General features: G+C 73.2%; 18 protein-coding genes. 2 read left to right on the top strand and 16 right to left on the bottom strand.

Annotation, left to right across the window (positions count from 1 at the left end):
* The 3 genes from HNP44_RS17785 to HNP44_RS17775 form a co-directional block, all read right to left on the bottom strand.
* Nucleotides 1-777: an IclR family transcriptional regulator gene (locus HNP44_RS17785; RefSeq protein ID WP_259142606.1), complete on the bottom strand. Its 777-nt coding sequence runs from the start codon at nucleotides 775-777 to the stop codon at nucleotides 1-3.
* A gap of 10 nt (nucleotides 778-787) precedes the next feature.
* On the bottom strand, nucleotides 788-2,893 hold the full coding sequence (gene ligA, locus HNP44_RS17780) for an NAD-dependent DNA ligase LigA (RefSeq protein WP_259142605.1): 2,106 nt from the start codon (nucleotides 2,891-2,893) through the stop codon (nucleotides 788-790).
* 81 nt (nucleotides 2,894-2,974) lie between these two features.
* Complete coding sequence (locus tag HNP44_RS17775; protein ID WP_259142604.1) at nucleotides 2,975-3,838, bottom strand: TIGR03619 family F420-dependent LLM class oxidoreductase; 864 nt, start codon at nucleotides 3,836-3,838, stop codon at nucleotides 2,975-2,977.
* A 60-nt stretch (nucleotides 3,839-3,898) separates the two neighbouring features.
* On the opposite strand from HNP44_RS17775, the gene HNP44_RS17770 reads away from it, so the two are divergent.
* The gene (locus tag HNP44_RS17770) at nucleotides 3,899-4,300 is read left to right on the top strand and encodes an MmcQ/YjbR family DNA-binding protein (RefSeq protein ID WP_259142603.1); all 402 of its coding nucleotides are present in this window, start codon (nucleotides 3,899-3,901) and stop codon (nucleotides 4,298-4,300) included.
* 6 nt (nucleotides 4,301-4,306) lie between these two features.
* On the opposite strand, the gene HNP44_RS17765 is transcribed toward HNP44_RS17770, so the two are convergent.
* From HNP44_RS17765 to HNP44_RS17705, 13 genes are all read right to left on the bottom strand, one after another.
* A complete protein-coding gene (locus HNP44_RS17765; protein WP_259142602.1) occupies nucleotides 4,307-4,828 on the bottom strand; it encodes a hypothetical protein in 522 nt (173 codons plus the stop codon).
* 93 nt (nucleotides 4,829-4,921) lie between these two features.
* Nucleotides 4,922-5,302: an Atu4866 domain-containing protein gene (locus HNP44_RS17760; RefSeq protein WP_259142601.1), complete on the bottom strand. Its 381-nt coding sequence runs from the start codon at nucleotides 5,300-5,302 to the stop codon at nucleotides 4,922-4,924.
* Nucleotides 5,303-5,328: 26 nt separating this feature from the next.
* Complete coding sequence (locus HNP44_RS17755; RefSeq protein WP_259142599.1) at nucleotides 5,329-6,654, bottom strand: ammonium transporter; 1,326 nt, start codon at nucleotides 6,652-6,654, stop codon at nucleotides 5,329-5,331.
* Nucleotides 6,655-6,671: 17 nt separating this feature from the next.
* A complete protein-coding gene (locus HNP44_RS17750) occupies nucleotides 6,672-7,676 on the bottom strand; it encodes a hypothetical protein (RefSeq protein WP_259142598.1) in 1,005 nt (334 codons plus the stop codon).
* The gene (mnmA, locus tag HNP44_RS17745) at nucleotides 7,669-8,766 is read right to left on the bottom strand and encodes a tRNA 2-thiouridine(34) synthase MnmA (RefSeq protein WP_259142597.1); all 1,098 of its coding nucleotides are present in this window, start codon (nucleotides 8,764-8,766) and stop codon (nucleotides 7,669-7,671) included. Before mnmA ends, HNP44_RS17750 begins: the two co-directional genes overlap by 8 nt.
* Entirely contained in the window at nucleotides 8,766-9,971 is a 1,206-nt protein-coding gene (locus tag HNP44_RS17740) for a cysteine desulfurase family protein (protein WP_259142596.1), read from the bottom strand. The genes mnmA and HNP44_RS17740 overlap by 1 nt, the downstream gene beginning before the upstream one ends.
* A 64-nt stretch (nucleotides 9,972-10,035) precedes the next feature.
* Nucleotides 10,036-10,908: a lysophospholipid acyltransferase family protein gene (locus tag HNP44_RS17735; RefSeq protein WP_259142595.1), complete on the bottom strand. Its 873-nt coding sequence runs from the start codon at nucleotides 10,906-10,908 to the stop codon at nucleotides 10,036-10,038.
* Nucleotides 10,909-10,910: 2 nt separating this feature from the next.
* Nucleotides 10,911-11,711, bottom strand: a complete 801-nt coding sequence (locus tag HNP44_RS17730; RefSeq protein WP_259142594.1) for a GNAT family N-acetyltransferase — start codon at nucleotides 11,709-11,711, stop codon at nucleotides 10,911-10,913.
* A gap of 115 nt (nucleotides 11,712-11,826) precedes the next feature.
* A complete protein-coding gene (locus HNP44_RS17725) occupies nucleotides 11,827-12,645 on the bottom strand; it encodes an NUDIX hydrolase (RefSeq protein WP_259142593.1) in 819 nt (272 codons plus the stop codon).
* Nucleotides 12,646-12,697: 52 nt separating this feature from the next.
* A complete protein-coding gene (locus tag HNP44_RS17720; RefSeq protein ID WP_259142592.1) occupies nucleotides 12,698-14,119 on the bottom strand; it encodes an MFS transporter in 1,422 nt (473 codons plus the stop codon).
* Entirely contained in the window at nucleotides 14,116-14,364 is a 249-nt protein-coding gene (locus tag HNP44_RS17715) for a hypothetical protein (RefSeq protein ID WP_259142590.1), read from the bottom strand. Before HNP44_RS17715 ends, HNP44_RS17720 begins: the two co-directional genes overlap by 4 nt.
* Nucleotides 14,365-14,408: 44 nt before the next feature.
* Nucleotides 14,409-14,855 carry a hypothetical protein gene (locus tag HNP44_RS17710; RefSeq protein WP_259142588.1) on the bottom strand — a complete coding sequence of 149 codons (447 nt, stop codon included), beginning with the start codon at nucleotides 14,853-14,855 and terminating at the stop codon, nucleotides 14,409-14,411.
* Between the two features lie 118 nt (nucleotides 14,856-14,973).
* Nucleotides 14,974-16,629 (bottom strand): multicopper oxidase family protein, encoded by a 1,656-nt coding sequence (locus HNP44_RS17705; RefSeq protein ID WP_259142587.1) that lies wholly within the window; start codon nucleotides 16,627-16,629, stop codon nucleotides 14,974-14,976.
* 161 nt (nucleotides 16,630-16,790) lie between these two features.
* On the opposite strand from HNP44_RS17705, the gene HNP44_RS17700 reads away from it, so the two are divergent.
* On the top strand, nucleotides 16,791-17,906 hold the full coding sequence (locus HNP44_RS17700; protein WP_259142585.1) for a sensor histidine kinase: 1,116 nt from the start codon (nucleotides 16,791-16,793) through the stop codon (nucleotides 17,904-17,906).
* Nucleotides 17,907-17,920 lie beyond the last annotated feature (14 nt).

The raw sequence follows: 17,920 nt of genomic DNA, 5'->3' as shown, positions 1-17,920 counted from the left end.
TTACTCCGGTGCGCGACCGGAGATCCTGGCCGTGAGGCGGGCGGCACCGTCTCGCAGGACCTGCCCGACGGTGCCGGGCTCGGGCAACGCGAGGTGCCGGCGCCACGTGGTCGAGAGCGCCGCGACGGGGTGCCCGCTGTGGTCGAAGACCGCCGCGCCCACGGACCGCAGGCCCACGGTCACGTCCTCGACCTCGTCCGCCCAGCCGCGCTCGCGGGTCTCGCCGAGGAGGCGGCGCAGCTCCGCGAGCGTGCGCGGGCCTCGCCCGGTACGGCTCACCAGCGTCGACGACCGGGTGTACAGGGCCGCCACCTGCGCGTCCGGGAGGGCAGCCAGGATGGCGCGGCCGTTGGCGGTGAGGTGCGCCGGGAGCCGCACGCCCACGTCGGTGATGAGCGAGACCTCGGCCGCCGGCCCCGACGAGGGCCGCTCCTTGAGCAGGTACAGGGTCTCGTTGCCGTGCAGCACTCCCAGGTGCACAGCCTGACCCAGCTGGATCGCCAGCCGGTGCAGGATCGGCTGCGCGAGCCGCTCCAGCGGGGCGTGCCGTAGGTACGCGGAACCGATCTCGAACGCGGTGACGCCGAGGCCGTAACCCTGGTGCTCGGGCAGGTGCACCACGAAGCCGCGGTCCTGCAGCACCGTCAGGATGTGGTACACCGACGACCGCGGCAGGTCGAGCTCCCGCGCCAGGACGGCTGCCGACACCGGTCCCGGCTTCCCGGCCAGGAGCAGCAGGATGTCGAGGGCGCGGCCCACCGCGGGCGAGGCGCTCATACCCCGGCGCTCACTCCGCCGCCGGCTCCTCGGCCGACGGCTCCTCGGCCGGCGGTCGCACCGCGTCCGGGCCCTCCGCCAAGAGGGTCGTGAACCCGTCCTCGTCGAGGATCTGCACGCCCAGCTGCTCCGCCTTGTCGGCCTTGGAACCGGGCGCGTCGCCGATCACGACGAAGGCCGTCTTCTTCGAGACGCTGCCCGCGGCCTTGCCACCGCGCACCAGGATCGCCTCCTTGGCCTCGTCGCGGGAGTAGTTCTGGAGCGAGCCGGTGACCACGATGGACAGGCCCTCCAGGGTGCGTTGGACCGACGTGTCCCGCTCGTCCTCGAGGCGCACGCCGGCCGCGCGCCACTTCTCGACGATGTCGCGGTGCCAGTCGACGGAGAACCAGTCGATCACCGCCTCGGCGATCGTGCGCCCCACCCCGTCGACCTCGGCCAGCCGGTCGACGTCCGCCTCCGCGATCGCGTCGAGGCTGCCGAGCTCCTGTGCGAGGGCACGCGCCGCCGACGGACCGACGTGTCGGATGGACAGGCCCACGAGGACGCGCCACAGCGGCTTGTTCTTGGCCACACCCAGATTGGTGAGCAGGCGCAGCGCATTCGCCGACAGCGTGCCGCCGTCGTTCGTGAACAGCGGAACCTGCAGCAGGTCTGCCTCCGTGAGGGAGAAGACATCGCCCTCGTTGTGCAGTACCGGCGAGGCGGTGAGCGCGGAGGCGGCCTCGTAGCCGAGGCCCTCGATGTCGAAGCAGGTGCGCCCGGCGAGATAGAAGAGCCGCTCCCGGAGCTGGGCGGGGCAGGTCTCCGTGTTGGGGCAGCGGATGTCGGCGTCACCCTCCTTCGACGGGGCGAGGGTCGCGCCGCACTCCGGGCAGGTGACGGGCATGACGAACGCCCGCTCCGTGCCGTCGCGCAGGTCCACGACCGGGCCGAGGACCTCGGGGATCACGTCGCCCGCCTTGCGGATCGTGACCGTATCGCCGATGAGAACGCCCTTGCGCTCCACCTCCGAGGGGTTGTGCAGCGTCGCGAACTCGACCGTCGAGCCCGCGACGGTGACCGGCGCCATGTAGGCGTACGGCGTGACCCGCCCGGTGCGCCCGACGTTCACGCGGATGTCGAGCAGCTTGGTGGTCACCTCCTCCGGCGGATACTTGTAGGCGATGGCCCAGCGCGGCGCGCGGGAGGTGGCGCCGAGGCGGCGCTGCACGGAGATCTCGTCGACCTTCACGACCAGACCGTCGATCTCGTGCTCCGGGTCGTGCCGGTGCTCGCCCCAGTAGAAGACGCGGTCCACCACCGCGTCGGCTCCCGATACCTGCTTGGTGTGCGCCGACACGGGCAGGCCCCACGCCGCGAGCGCGCGGTAGGCGTCGTGCAGCGACGACGGCGCCCACTCCCCCTGGATCCGGCCCAACCCGTGGCAGATCATCCCGAGCCGGCGCCGGGAGGTGATCTGCGGGTTCTTCTGGCGCAGCGACCCGGCGGCGGAGTTGCGGGGATTGGCGAAGGGAGCCTTGCCCTCCGCGACGAGACCGGCGTTGAGCTCCTCGAAGTCGGCGAGGCGGAAGAAGACCTCGCCGCGCACCTCGAGCACCTCGGGGATCGGGAACTCGTCCGACGGGGTCAGCACGTGCGGCACGTCCCGCAGGGTGCGCGCGTTGAGCGTGACGTCCTCGCCGGTGCGGCCGTCGCCACGGGTGGCTCCGCGCACCAGGGAACCGTTCTCGTACACCAGGTTGAGGGCGACGCCGTCGATCTTGAGCTCGGTGAGGAAGACGACCTCGCCACCGACGTCCTTCTGCACCCGCGCGACCCAGTCGCGCAGCTCGCCCTCGTCGAAGACGTTGTCGAGGCTCATCATCCGCTCGAGGTGGTCGACCGCGGTGAACTCGGTGGAGAAGCCGCCGCCCACCAGCTTGGTGGGCGAATCCGCGACGGCGAGCTCCGGCAACGCCGTCTCCATCTCCTGCAAGCGGCGCAGCAGCGCGTCGAACTCCCCGTCGGAGAGCACGGGCGCGTCCTGCACGTAGTACCGGAACTGGTGCCCGCGCACCTCCTCCGCGAGTTCCTGCCACGCGCGGCGGTCGTCCTCGGTCAGCTCCTTCGACATGCCCTGAAGATTAGTCGCTGGCACTGACGAGTCGCGGCGGCTCCACGCCGGTCGTCGATCCGCCCCTATCAGTCGCCGTCGTCAGGCGTCGGCGGGCGCGACGGTGTCGGCCAGCCGTCGGAGGTACTCGCCGGCGGCGGCCTCATCGGAGTCGACCGCCGGGTACAGGACGTCGGTGACGCCGGCCTCGCCCCAGCGGGCCAGCCGGTCCCGGTCGGGGCGTCCGTCGAGCGCGACGATGCGGGGCGCACCGTCGCGCCCGTGCTCCCGCCAGACCTCGGCGAGCCGGCGTGCGGCGTCGGTGATCCCCCGGTCCTGCGGGGTGGTGATCCAGCCGTCGGCGTTCTTCGCGATCCACGCGAAGTTCTTGTCGGTGGCTCCCGCACCGACGAGAACGGGCACCGACCCCAGCGGCTTGGGCCACGCCCAGCTCGGCCCGAAGGAGACGAACTCGCCGTCGTACTCCGCCTCCTCGTCGCGCCACAGCGCGCGCATCGCTTCGAGGTACTCACGGAGCATGGTCCGGCGCCGGCCCGCGGGCACGCCGTGGTCCGCGAGCTCGTCGAGGTTCCAGCCGAAGCCGACGCCGAGCGTGACCCGCCCGCCGGCGAGGTGGTCGACGGTGGCGATGGTCTTGGCGAGCGTGATCGGATCGGCCTGGACGGGCAGAGCGACGGCGGTCGCGAGCTCGATCCGCTCGGTCACCGCGGCGGCGGCCGCCAGCGTCGTCCACGGGTCGAGGGTGCGGAGGTAGCGGTCGTCGGGGAGTTCCGCGGTGCCGGTCCCCGGATGCGCGGCGTCGCGCCGCGTGGGGATGTGGCCGTGCTCCGGCACGAAGTAGGACGCGAAGCCCGCGGCCTCGATCAGCGGCGCAAGCCGCTGCGGCGGCAGGCCGCGATCGGAGGTGAACTGGACGATGCCGACTGCGGGGTGCTGATCACTCACCCTCGCAGTAGAACATGTTCCATCGACGCGCGCGGCCGATCCGCCCTAGGGTCTGCAGTCATGCCCCATCCGATCATGTTCTCCGACGACGATCCGGCGCTCGCCCGGGTGCGGGAGATCGCGCTCGCCTTCCCCGAATCCACGGAGAAGATCGCCCACGGCCGCCCGACCTTCCGCTGCGGCAAGATGTTCGCGATGTACGGCGGCGGCACGAAGAAGACCGCCACGCGACCGCACGAGCAGCGCAACACCAGCGTGCTGTTCATCGCCGATCCCGCCGAACGCACCGCGCTCGAACAGGACGAACGCTTCTACCTCCCGGCGTACATGGCGTCCGCGGGCTGGCTCGGCCTCGACCTGACGATCGGCGTCGTCGACTGGGACGAGGTGCGCGAGCTCGTCGACGCGAGCTACCGGCAGATCGCGCCGAAGCGCGCGATCGCCGCCCTCGACGAGGGCTGACCCAGATCAGAGCCGCGGGCCCTGCTCCCGCAGGTCGTCGACGTCCTTCATGGCCTGCCGCAGCTGCCCGAGCCAGTCCTCCGTGTGCTCGCCGACGAGCCGCACGCACCAGGCCAGCGCGTCGGCGCGCGAGCGAGCCACCCCGGCGTCGACCAACGTGTCCAGCACCAGCCGCTCGGGCTGGCGCAGGCGGGTCATCACAGGCACCGCCTGATGGGTGTAGAGGATCGTCTCTGATCCGGTGTCCACGCCCCAGGAGACGCGCCGCTGGTACCGCTCCTGCGCCTCGTCGGCGATCCGCATGCGCTGGTCGCGGGTCTCCTCCCGGAACCGCGCGGCGCGGCCCTCCCGCTGCGCGGTGGAGTCCTCGCCGCCGGCCGGCAGCGCGCCGACCACGACGATCTCCTCGCGGTCGACGGTGACCGTCGGCGGACCGTCGAACCAGCCCTCCGGGAGCCGTCCGGCGAACCATTCGCCCGCATCCTTCGCATCCGGCGCCGCTCCGCGCGGCCCTCGTCCTGCCATCATGGGAGACCTCCTCAATCGGTCCTGATTACATAATTACATGATTACTCAGGCCGAGAGCGGCTGTCGAGAGATATCGCCGAGCGCGGAACGCGCCTACCGGCGCGTGAGGGTGATCGAGGGCAGCCGCAGCTCGTCGCCCTGCAGGGTGGCGGTCTCGCTCGACCCGCCGCGATCGCGGAGCAGCACCCGATCGCCCGTGACGGTGTACGTGCCGCCGTAGGCGTTGACCTGGCCGCGCAGGTCCTCCTCCCACGTCCCGTCGGCGGCGAGCCGGACGACCCAGTCGCCGTTCGCGTACGTGCCCGGCACGTGCGCGGGGATCGAGGCGGCAGACTGCGCGGGCGCCGAGGTGGAGGCGGACGCGGGGGCAGAGGTGGAGGCCGCGTCCGAGCCCGAGTTCGACGAGCACCCCGCGAGCGCGCCCGCGGCGATCAGTGCGACGGCCAGGACGGAGAATCGGTGCGATCCGGTCATAGCGGCACGATACCTTTGCGGCCGCATCAGCGTCCGGGCTCGAGCCGCCCGCCACGCACGTGCAGGTCGTAAGCGGATTCGGCGTGCTGTCCGTCGTCGAGGCCGTCGGCCTCGTGCTGCGGATCCGCCCGGAGCCCGATGGTCGCCTTGAGGACCAGGCCGATGAGCAGCGTGACCACCATGGCGTAGCCGAGCACCACGATCACCGCGACCGCCTGCCGCCACAGCTGGTCGACGCCGCCGCCGTACAGCAGGCCGTCGCGTCCCGCCGGGGCGGAGGCACTGCCGACCAGCCCGATCATCAGCATGCCCACGACGCCGCTGACCAGGTGCACGCCGACGACGTCGAGCGAGTCGTCGTAGCGCCAGCGGTACTTGAGTTCGATCGCGTACGAGCTGATCGCGCCCGCGGCGGCGCCCACCGCGAGCGCCCCGATGGGCGTGACCGCCGAGCACGACGGGGTGATGGCCACCAGTCCCGCCACGACGCCGGACGCGGCGCCGAAGGACGTCGGCTTACCGTGCCGGACCTTCTCGACGATCAGCCAGGAGACCATCGACACCGCGCCCGCGCCGAGGGTGTTCACGACGATCAGCGCCGCCGCACCGTTCGCCGCCAGCGTCGACCCGGCGTTGAAGCCGAACCAGCCGAACCACAGCAGGCCGGCGCCGAGCATGACGAAGGGCAGATTGTGGGGGCGCATCGGATCCCGCGGCCAGCCGGCACGGCGCCCCAGCAGGAGCGCCATGACCAGCGCGGAGGCGCCGGAATTGATCTCGACCGCCGTGCCGCCCGCGAAGTCGATCGCCTTGAGGTGCTCGACGATCCAGCCGCCGCGCTCGGCCGTGAGGCCGGGGACGGAGAACACCCAGTGCGCGACCGGGAAGTAGACCAGCGTCGCCCACAGCGCGGCGAAGACGAGCCACGAGACGAACCGCATGCGGTCCGCGACGGCGCCGGCGATCAGGGCGACGGTGACCATGGCGAAGCCCGCCTGGAATGCGACGAACAGAAGCGCGGGAACGTGCCCGACGAGCGGCACCGCGCCGGCGTCGGAACCGTCGGCCCCGAACGCGCCGACCAGCCCGCGCAGGCCCGCGAACGTCGTCGGATCGCCCACGACGCCGCCCCGGTCGGGTCCGAAGGTCATCGAATAGCCGAAGGCGACCCACAGCAGCCACACCACCGGGATCGCGGTGAGGCACATCATCATCATGTTGAGCACGCTCTTGCTGCGCACCATGCCGCCGTAGAACAGGGCGAGCCCCGGCGTCATCAACAGCACGAGCGCGAACGCGGCGAGCAGCCAGGCGGTATCTGCACCATCGACTGCCCCGGTGGTCGGGAACATCGCCGAAGTGTAGCGGGCTACTCCGCCGATGCCTCCGCCAAGACGGCGCGAATCTCCTTGCAGGCGTCGAGAATCGGTCGAATTCCGGGCGAACCGGGCGAACCGCACACGGGGGTGACGGTGGCGCGGGTGAGATCGCGGCGCGGCAGGCCGACCTCGTCGTAGAGGCGGATCGCCGGGGCGGCCAGGTCGGCGGGCGAGCGACGCCGCGGTGCCGGTGTCGCCGGTGCGAGGCCGAGCCCCACGACGGTGCGCGACTCGGCGAGCTCGCCGAAGCCCTCGTAGTCGGCCACCGTCAGGCGGGTCGCGTCGAGCAGCGCACCGTCGACGGGGACGCGGCGCACGACGTCCCAGTCGATCGGGCCGCACAGGTGCAAAAGGACGGGCGCGTCGACGGCTTCGACGACGGACGCGAGGATCTCGGCCGCCTCGGGCGCGGGAACGGCCCGCACCGGGTCGAGCTTGGTGAGCGCGGGGACCGTGCCGTGCACGACCGACCACAGCGAGGGCTCGTCGAGCTGCAGCACCACGTCGGCACCGAGGCGGCGCCGCAGGTCGGCGACGTGGCGGACGAGGCCCTCCGCGAGCGAGGCGGCGACGTCGCGCATCGCCCCGCGGTCGCGGGCCACGCGGTGGCCGTTCGGCAGCTCCAGCCCGGCCGCGAGGGTCAGCGGGCCCGCGACCTGGGCCTTGACCAGGCCGCCACCCCGCCTGCGGGCGATCTCGTAGGCCTCCTCGAAGGCGTCCAGGTCGCGTTCCAGGTAGTCGGCGGTGAGCCGCGCGACGCGCCCGTCGGGGACGCCGATCCGGTAGCCGGTGGTGGAGACGTCGAACCCGATGTCGACGAGGAGCCCGGCGCCGCGGCCGATCATGTCGGCGCCGATCCCCCGGTTCGGGAGCTCGGGCAGGAAGGGCACCTCGAGCTCGCCGACGACGGTGGCGGCCGCCTCGCGCGGGTCCGTGCCCGGCACCGAGCCGATCCCCGTCACTCCCCCGACCAGCGGCGCGAGGGGATCAGACATGCGCGGCGTCGTGCGCGGTCGAGCGGATCGTTCCCGACCCGAGGACCAGGTCGCCGCGCTCGGCGTCCGGCGCGTACAGCACCGCGGCCTGCCCGGGGGCCACGCCGCGGAGCGGCGTCGCCAGGTCCATGACCAGCCGGTCGCCGTCGGCGGACACGGTGACGGGGGCGAGCCCGCCGTGCGCGCGGACCTGCACCATCGCCTCGACCGGGCCCGACGGTGCGCTCCCGGACGTCCACACGGCACCGTCGGCGACGATGCGCGTGACGTCGAGGCGCTCGCCGCGCCCGACCGTGACGTCGCCGGTGGCGGCGTCGATCGCGGTGACGTAGCGGGGCTCGCCGTCGCGGGCGGGCCCGGGCAGGCCGAGCCCCTTGCGCTGGCCGATGGTGAACTCGTGCACGCCGGCGTGCTCGCCGAGGCGCTCGCCGGTCTCGCCGTCGACGACGGCGCCGGGGCGCACGCCGATGCGGGCGCCGAGGAAGGCCTGGGTGTCGCCCGACGGGATGAAACAGATGTCGTGGCTATCGGGCTTGTCCGCCAGGGCGAGGCCGCGGCGGGCGGCCTCCTCGCGGATCAGCGGCTTTGGGGTGTCGCCGACCGGGAACAGCGCGCGGGAGAGCTGCTCGGCGGTGAGCACCGCGAGCACGTAGGACTGGTCCTTGTCGGCGTCGACGGCGCGGCGCAGCTCACCGCCCTCGAGACGCGCGTAGTGGCCCGTGGCGACGGCGTCGAAGCCCAGCGCGTAGGCCCGCTCCGCGAGCGCGGAGAACTTGATCTTCTCGTTGCAGCGCAGGCACGGATTCGGGGTCTCCCCCGCGGCGTAGGCGGCGACGAAGTCGTCGATCACGTCCTCGCGGAAGCGGTCGGCGAAGTCCCAGACGTAGAACGGAATGCCCAACACGTCGGCGGCGCGGCGGGCGTCGCCCGCGTCCTCCTTCGAGCAGCAACCGCGCGAGCCCGTGCGCAGGGTGCCCGGGGCCTCGGACAGCGCGAGGTGCACGCCGACCACGTCGTGCCCGGCCTCGACGGCCCGCGCCGCGGCGACGGCGGAGTCCACGCCGCCGCTCATCGCGGCCAGTACGCGCATCAGCGGGCCCCCGTGAAGCTCAGTCCCGCGGCGCGGGCGCGGTCGACGACCTGGGCCAGCGCGTCGAGCACCGCGTCGACGTCGGCCTCCGTGTTCTCGGGGCCGAAGGAAAAGCGCAGCGAGCCGCGCGCGACCCCAGGATCCGCGCCCATGGCCTCGAGGACGTGGCTGACCCGCGCGACGCCTGCGCTGCAGGCGGAGCCGGTGGCGCACTCGATGCCGCGGGCGTCGAGCAGCATGAGCAGCGAATCGCCCTCGCAGCCCGCGAAGGAGACGTGGGCGATGCCCGGCAGCGCGGGGATGCCGTGCGCGGCGCCGCCGTTGACCGCTGCGCCCTCGAAGCCGCGGACGCCCGCGATGAGACGGTCGCGCAGCGCGGCGCGGCGGGGCGACTCCTCGTCCATCCGGCTGATCGCCACCGTGAGCGCGGCCGCCATGCCGGCGGCGCCCGCGACGTTGGGCGTGCCGGAACGCAGGTCCCGCTCGTGGCCGCCGCCGTGCGCCAGCGGCACGAGGGCGACGCTGCGGCCGATGAGCATGGTGCCCACGCCCTGCGGCCCGCCGAACTTGTGCGCGGCGTTGGTCAGCACGGCGAGGCCGCTGGCGTCGAAGTCGATGGCCACGTGGCCCGTGGCCTGGGTGGCGTCGGAGTGCATCGGCACGCCGTCGCGGGCGCACTCGGCGGCCAGTTCCGCGATCGGCTGCAGCGTGCCGACCTCGTTGTTGGCCCACATCACGCTGACCAGCGCGACCGTGCCGGCCGCCTCGTCGAGCGCGGTGCGTAGGTCGGCGGGGTCGACCAGCCCGCGCTGGTCGACGGGCAGCAGGCGCACCACGGCGCCCTCGTGCTCGCCGAGCCACTGACAAGCGTCGAGCACGGCGTGGTGCTCGATCGCGGAGGCGATCACGGTGACCGCCGCGGGGTTCTCGGCGCGGCGGGCCCAGTACAGGCCCTTGACCGCGAGGTTGACCGCCTCGGTGCCGCCGCCGGTGAAGATCACCTCGGAGGGGCGGGCGCCCAGGTCGCGGGCGATGGACTCGCGTGATTCCTCGAGGATGCGGCGGGCCCGACGGCCGGAGCCGTGCTGCGAGGAGGCGTTACCCGGCCGGGCCGCGGCCTGCGCCATCGCCGCCAGCGCCTCGGGCACCATCGGGGTGTCCGCGGCGTGGTCGAGGTAGACGGGGTTCTCGCGGTCGGGAGTCATCGCGTCCCAAGAATACGCGCGACGGCGGCGCCGCCGATATCGGCGGTCCTCCCCGTTTCCGCGCTCAGGCCGCGAGCGGCAGCGGTGCGGCGGCGTCGAGGACCTCGGCATCGGCGAAGACGGCCGCCTCGGCCCGCGCCGCGAGCGCCCCGCGGCCCGCGGCGACCCACTGACCGGCGTCGATCACCTCGGTCGCGTGCACCCGCACCGCGACGCCGCGCGCGGCGATCACGCGGGAGAGCGTGCTGATCTCGGTGTCGGCGCCGACGTAGGCCGCGACGGTGCTCTGCCGCGCGCCGCGCGCGGGGCCGGGCAGCCGGATCGAGTAGCGCAGCGAGACGGGGACCACGTCGGCGCGGGCGTCGATCGCGGCCTGGAAGAAGGCGGGGCGGAAGTCGCCGCGGTGGACGCCGCAGTAGGTGGTGCCCTCGGGGAAGAGGGCGACGGTGTGGCCCCGTCGGAGCAGGTCCGCGACGTGGTCGACGGTGGCGGGGAGCTCGCGCAGGCGCTCGCGGCGCAGCGGGATCGCGCCGAACGCGCGCATCAGCACCGCGACGGGGCGGACGTCGAAGATGTCGGCCTTGGCGACGAACGCGGCGGGCGCGATCGACGCGATGGCGACGATGTCGAGCAACGACTGATGGTTCGCGGCCACGAGGGAGCGCAGCGGCACGTTGCCGACCGGCTCGACGCGCATCCCGAGCGACCACAGCATCGCCCGCGCACCGCCGCGAATCACGACGCGGCGCATGGTGGCGCCGCAGGGGTAGGTGAGCCCGAGCGCGAGCAGGCCCATCACCATCACCGTGACGAGCGCGGCCCACCGCACCGCCCGGAGCCAGGCCGCGGCCTCCTGCGGCTCGTCGGCGGAGCAGGCCGCGTCGCAGGGTGCGACCTGCTGCCAGGGATGCCTGGTCAGTTCCGCGACGGGGATCACGGCTAGAGGCTTCCCGCCGCCTGCTGCAGGCGTTCGAGGTACCGCACGTTGAACCGGGTGCGGTCGATGATCATCGGGAAGTCGGCGACGTCGAAGACCGGGTCGAAGCTCGGGGCGCCGAGGATCTCCGCGTTCATCCGCAGGTAGCCGGTGACGAGCGGCGGGAAGGTGCGGCGGGAGGCGGGCTCGGCGGTGATCTCCTCGACCGCGGTCCGCGGGGTGACGACCCACTGGGCGCGGTGCTTGGCGTCGACCAGTTCGCGGACCGCGCGCACCGTCGCGCCGCGGCCGTAACCCTCGTACTGCATCGGGACGCTGACCGCGCCCATCGCGTACCGGATGCCGCGCAGGTCGCTGTAGGCGAGGAGGCCGGCCCACATCAGGCACAGGACGCCGCCGGTGCGGTGGTCGGCGCGGACGCAGGCCCGTCCCATCTCCAGCGTCTCCGGCCGGATGTGGTCGAGGGCGCCGAGCTCGAACTCGGTGGCCAGGTAGAGCCCGCCGGCGGCGATCGCGCCGGGCGGCGGGAGGATCCGGTAGCAGCCGACGATCGCGTCGCTCGGCTTGTGCCGGATCACGAGGTGGTCGCAGAACTCGTCGAACCGGTCGGCGTCGCGGCCGTCGGCGACCCCGGCCATCGATGCCTCGAAGCCCGGCTCGGAGCCGAAGACCTCGTACCGCAGGCGCTGCACCGTGTCGACGTCGTCCGCGCGGGTCGTGAGCACCACCTCGTACTCGGCGCCGTGGATCAGGGTCTCGTGTGCGGGGGTCCGGCCGACGAGCAGTGTTCCCGGTGTACTCATGACCTCACAGTGGGCCGGTCAGGCGACCTACCGGTGAACCGCGACCGAGCGGGTCGGTGAATCCTGTGAGAACGCGGGTGAATAGCGGGCTACGCCCCGGTGCCGCGCCCCGCCGCTACAGCGTCGGACGCGGGATGTTCGCGGGCATCGACGCGACGTACTCCGCGGCCTCCGCGAACTGCAGGGAATCGATCGCGCCGCCGAGCGGCAGCTCGGGCTCCACGGGTTCGATCGCCCGCTCCGCCGCGAGCAACTCGGCGACGGTGCGGTGCTCTGCCACGGCGCGCAGCTGGGACCAGGTGGGTGGCAGCAGGAAGCAGCGGCCCGCGGACCAGTCCGCGAGGGCCTGCGCGGCGGTCCGCCAGCCGGCCTCCTCGACCTCGCTGGTGCGGTCGTCGGCGCGCTGGCCAGCGGGCAGGGCCGCGAGGAAGAACCGGGTGTCGTAGCGGCGCTTCTCGTTCTTCGGCGTGATCCAGTGCGCGAACGGCCGCAGCAGATCGGCGCGCAGCACGAGTTCGTGGTCGCGGAGGAACTGGGCGAGGGAGAGTTCCTTGGCCTCGAGCCGGGCGCGGGAGGGCGCGAGGGCCGCCACGTCGGGCGCGCCGCCGTCGGCCGCGGAGACGAGCAGGACCCCGCACTCCTCGAAGGTCTCGCGCACGGCGGCGCAGACCAGCTGTCGCGCGTCGCGTTCGGTGGCGCCGAAGCGCTCGGCCCACCACGGGGCGGCCGGGCCCTGCCAGGCGAGGTCGGCCTCGCCGTCCCGCGGGTCCACGCCCCCGCCGGGGAAGACCGTCATCCCGCCGGCGAAGGCCATCTGCTGCACGCGGCGCTGCAGGAAGACCTCGATGCCGTCCGCGCCGTCGCGGACGAGGACCACGGTGGCCGCGTCCTTCGGCTGGGGCGGCGCCGCGGGAGATTCGATGTTCGAAGACATTCGCTCACCGTATCCGACCTGCCCGCGCCGATGTCCGGTTCGACGGGGCCGACTACGCGCGGGGCTGAGCCGCACCGGCAGGGTTCCGCACGGTCGCGAAGGCGACCGCGCCGCCGATCACGCACAGCGCGGCCGAGACGAGCATCGCCCGGGCGAAGCCGCTCTCCAGCGACGGCCCGCTCGGATCGGTGATTCCCACCGCGAGCGGGAGGACGGCCACGGCGAGCAGGCTCGCGAAACGCGAGATCGCGTTGTTCGCCCCGGACGCGGCGCCGACGTACTCGGCGGGCACGGCCTCGAGCACCGTCGCGGTGAGCGGCGCGACCGTCATGGCCATGCCGAGACCGAAGACGAGGATTCCGGGCAACACCCCGCCCCAGTAGGTCGCGCCGGGAACTACGCGGACCAGAAGGGCCAGGCCGATGCCCGCGACCAGCGGGCCCGCCGTCATCAGCGCGCGGGGACCGGTCCGTTGCGCGAGCGCCCCCATCCGGCCGGACAGCACCAGCATGATCGCCGTGAACGGGACGAATGCCAGGCCCGCCTGCAGCGCGCCGTATCCGAGGTTCGCCTGCAGGTGCAGCGACAGTAGGAACAGCGCGCCGCCGAGCCCGGTGTAGACCGCGAGCGTCACGATGTTGGTGCCGCTGAACTGCGGCGAGCGGAACAGGCGCAACGGGACGAGGGGATCCGCGGCGCGGTGCTCGACGACGGGGAATGCGGCGACGGCGAGCACCCCGACGACGAGCGCGCCCACGACGGTGGGCGTCCAGCCCTGGACCGGCGCCTCGATCAGCGCGAAGGTGATCCCGCCCAGGCCGATCGTGACGGCGGCCGCGCCAGCCACGTCGAGCGGCCCCCGCACCCGGGTGTCACGGATCCGGGGCACGTGCCGGACGGTAAGGATCAGGGCAGCCGCGGCGAGGGGCACGTTGATCAGGAACACCCAGCGCCACGAGGCGGCGTCGACCAGCCACCCGCCGACGAAGGGCCCGATCGCGGACGAGACTCCGCTGAGCCCGGCCCACAGCCCGATCGCGCGGCCGCGGTCCTCCGGGCGGATGACCGTCTCGATCATGGCGAGACTGCTGGGCACCAGCAGCGCGCCGCCAATGCCCTGCACGATGCGCGCGAGGATCAGGACCTCGCCGGTGGGCGCGAGCCCGCATCCGACGGAGGCGATCGTGAACACCACGAGCCCGGCCAGGAAGACGAGGCGCCGGTCGTACCTGTCGCCCAGCGCGCCCCCGAGCAGCAGGAGGGCACTGAGGGTGAGGAGGTAGCCGTCGAGGACCCACTGCAGCACAGAGAGTCCTCCACCGAGATCCCGCCCGATCGCCGGCAGGGCGACATTCACCACGGAACCGTCGAGGAAGGCGACGCCCGAACCGAGGGCCGCGGCGGCGATCAGCCAGCGGCCGGAGGCAGACGCCAGTGCCAGACGCGGAGACGCGCCGTCACCCCCGAACGTCATGTCGCGCAACCGTGCACGCCGGGCTGCACCAGGGCGGCCACGGCGAAGGACCCCGCGAGCCCACCGGCGAGCATGGCCGCCGCGCCGGGCAACCGTCCGGCCGCGGGACGCCGCCCGCCCTCCCTCGCGAGCCGCGACGACGCCGACAGCCAGAAGGGCAGCAACGCGATCGGCGTCGTGGCGACGCCGATCGCGTTGCGGCCGACCGTCGCCGCCACGGGCACGGTGCAACTGCGTTCCGTCATACGACGAAACTAGACCGAGCGGACGGCTCTCGTGCGCGACGGGCTCAGCGAACGTCGAACGAGCCGCTCCCGGGCGTAGGGGCCAGTACGACCGCGACGGTGCCGGCACTGACGAAGCGCGCCGCGTAGGTGACCCTGCCGGTCCCCGTGTGCGCGACGGCAGACTGCGGGACCTGACCGTTGGCAAAGGGTTTGACGGTGACGGAGCCCCGCGCGCCGGTGCGCACGTTGCGGAAGTCGATCCGCACGAGCGATCCGTACGAGTTGTAGCCGACGGAGCTGTGCGCGGCGAGGCGCACCTCGCCCGGCCGGCCCGTCGTGTCGGCGCCGATCCGGGTGGTGAAGGGTTGCGGGATGCCGAGGCCCGCGACCTGCGTGGCCGCCAGCGGTATCTGCGGCACGGCGAGCGGTGCGGCCTGCGCGGGCACGGCGCCGATTCCGGCGACCAGACCCGCCGTGGCGATTCCGGTGACGAGAGTCCTCTTCAGCATGTGCGTCCTCCTCCTACTCGTCCGTGGCGCAGGGGTTGCGGCGCGGAGCGTTCCTCACCAGGAAAGTCGGCGCCGTCCTTGCGATCGTTACACCGGGTCTCCCCCTGCGTCCCGCCGGTCAATGCCCGCCGTGCGATCCCGCGGGCGCGGAGGGAGCGGAGGGAGCGGAGGGAGCGGAGGCACCGGACGACGAAGGCGCCGACGACGAGGGCATGGACATCGCCATGCCCGGCATCTCCAGCCGCGTAGGCGCCTGCTCCCCCTTCCCAGCCACGACGAACTGGCCCATCATGCCGCGGTCCTCGTGGTAGAGGAGGTGACAGTGGTACATGTACGGCATCGTCAGGTCGGTGTAGTCGGTGAAGCGCATCGCGAGGGCACAGCTGTCGCCGGGCGCGAGGTAGACGGTGTCCTTCCAGCCGCGCAGGTGCGCGGGCGGGGTCTTCCCGTTGAACGAGGCGATCTGGAACTGCACGTCGTGGATGTGGAAGTTGTGCGGCCAGTTGTCCTTGTTACGCACCATCCACACCTCGGTCGTGTCGACGACGGGCGCGAGGTCGATGCGGCTCATATCCATCCGCTCGCCGTTGATCATGTACCACTGCAGGTCGAAGGTCCGCGCCGCCGGCGACGGTGCCGTCGCGCCCGCGGCGAGCGGCGCGATGGCGCCGAGGTCGCGGGGCACGGCGCCGGACCCGGCGACGAGGGTCTCGGACCCGACGAGTTCGAGCACGTCGAGGGTGTCCTCCTGCCCGTACTCCCGCGCCGTCTCGCCGGAGATTTTGCCGCGCTGCGTGATCGGGAACGAACGCAACATCGTGCGCTCGCCGGCCGCGACGCGCACGACGATCTCGGCCCGCTCCCCCGGGCTGAGCATAAGGCGGTCGAGGGACACCGGCGCGGCGAGCAGCCCGCCGTCAGAAGCGATCAACTCGAACCGGCGCCCGTCGGCGAAGCCGAACTCGAAGCAGCGCGCGGACGCGCCGTTGAGCAGACGCAGCCGCATCCGGTCGCGGCGCGCCACGAGACTCGCCCCTGCGATCCCGTTGGTGATCACGGTCGGGCCGATGAGCCCGGTCTCGCCGGGTGCCGTCTCGTCCAGTTCGCCGGCAGGCGTGAACTTCCGGTCCTGTACGACGACGGGGATGTCGTCGACGCCGTACTCGGACGGCAGGCCCAGCGCGTCCTGCGCGTCGTCGTCGAGGAGGAAGAAGCCGGAGAGCCCGCGGTAGACGTGCTTCTCGGTCACGCCGTGCGGGTGCGGGTGATACCAGAGCGTCGAGGCGCGTTGCCGCACCGTCCATTCCGCCTTCCAGGTGGCGCCGGGTTCGACCATCTGGTGCGGGCCGCCGTCGGCGCGGGCCGGTACGTGCATGCCGTGCCAGTGCACGCTGGTCGCCTCGGCGAGACCGTTCTGCACCGTCACCGCGACCTTCTCGCCGTCGCGGGCGCGCAGCGTGGGGCCGAGGATGTCGCCGTTGAATCCCCACGTCGCGCTGCGGCGGCCCGCCACGATCTCCGTCGATCCGGCCTGCGCGGCGAGGTCGAACCGACGCACCCCGTCGGCGCCCACGACGGAGCGCGCGAGCGGAGGAATCGGCAGGGCCCTGCGACCGCCCGGCAGGACGGACGCACCGGGGGCCGATGGTGCCGACGGCGCACGGCATCCGGCGACCGCGGCACCCGCGAGCGGGGCGGCGATCAGGGCGGTGAGGAAGCGGCGGCGGTTCGTGCCGGCGACGGCTCGTGGCCGCGCGGCGGTATCGGTGATCATGCACTCCAGCGTCGTCGGCGGCGCCCGCGCGCGACTCCGCCCTTCGGACATGGAAACCGGGTCCTGGACTAGCCGGGAGGGGGTTGACAATTCCCCACCCCGACGCTAAGTGCGCAGATCATGGCTTCTCCCCCGGCCCCGCGGTGCCGTACGGTGCTGCCATGTCACGCACCAGATGGACCGTCGGGGTGCGGGCCGCTCCCCTCGTGGTGGTGCCCGTGCTGCTCGCGGTGAGTGTGTACCCCGGGCGCTTTCACTCCTCGCCCGCGTACATCGCCGGGTCGATGCTCGCCGCCGCGCTGTTCGCCCTCGGTGGCCGCGCGCCGTTCGCCGTCTCGCTCGCCCTGTCGGTGCTGTGCGGAGGCCTGCTCTCGGCGGAGGCTTGGGGGCCGGCGGGGCTCGTGCCCTACCTCGCCGCGCTCGCCCTCGCCGAGCTCGCGGCGTCGCAGCGGCCGCGGTGGCAGGTGGTCACGGCGACGCTCGTGTGGGCGGCCTGCTACATCACCGGATCCCTGCTCGACAACGAACAGCACACGCTGATCCGGGTACTGGCCGAGACGCTCAGCTTCGTCGGGCTCCCCGTCGTGGGCGGGCTGTACATGCGGGAGCGGTTCGCGCAGGCGGAACGCGAACGGCGCGCGCTCGCGGAGGAGGCGCTCCAGGCCCGCCGTGATGAGCGCGCGGCCCTCGCCCGCGAGCTGCACGACCTGATGGCCCACCACATGTCGGCGATCTCGCTGCGCGTCGGCGTCGCGCGCGCCGTCTACGCGGGCATCGACCCCGGCCTCGACGAGGTCCTCGCGGACATCCACGGGACGGCGACGGACTCCCTCGCCGACATCCGTCGGCTGCTCGCCGCGATGCGGGCACGGGACCCCGTGCAGGACAGGACGATCGACGACACCGACGCCGAGCTGCGGCGGGCGGTGGAGCGCACCGTCGACGCGGGCTTCGACGTCCGTGCGCGCATCGACCTGGGCGAGGCCGGCCCCGCCGCGATCGACGCCCTGACGCTGGTGCGGGTCGTGCAGGAGGCGCTGACGAACGTCATGAAGCACGCACCCCGGGGCGCGACGGTCACCGTCGACGTGGGCGCGGCTGACGGCTCCTGGGAGGCCCGGGTGACGAGCCCGCTTCCCGCGCACGGGCAGCGCGGGCACGGCTACGGCCTGACCGGGATGGCCGAGCGCGCGGAACTCGCCGGCGGCACCATCGCCGCCGGGCCCGACGGCGATCGCTGGGTGGTCGCGCTCTCGGTGCCGATCCGCGCCGCCTGACGGGTTGAGCTGGC

This window comes from Tsukamurella ocularis (assembly GCF_024807615.1).
Taxonomy (GTDB): Bacteria; Actinomycetota; Actinomycetes; order Mycobacteriales; family Mycobacteriaceae; genus Tsukamurella; species Tsukamurella ocularis.
Note: the sequence above shows the minus strand (reverse complement) of the source record. Positions and strands in the feature narration are given on the sequence as shown.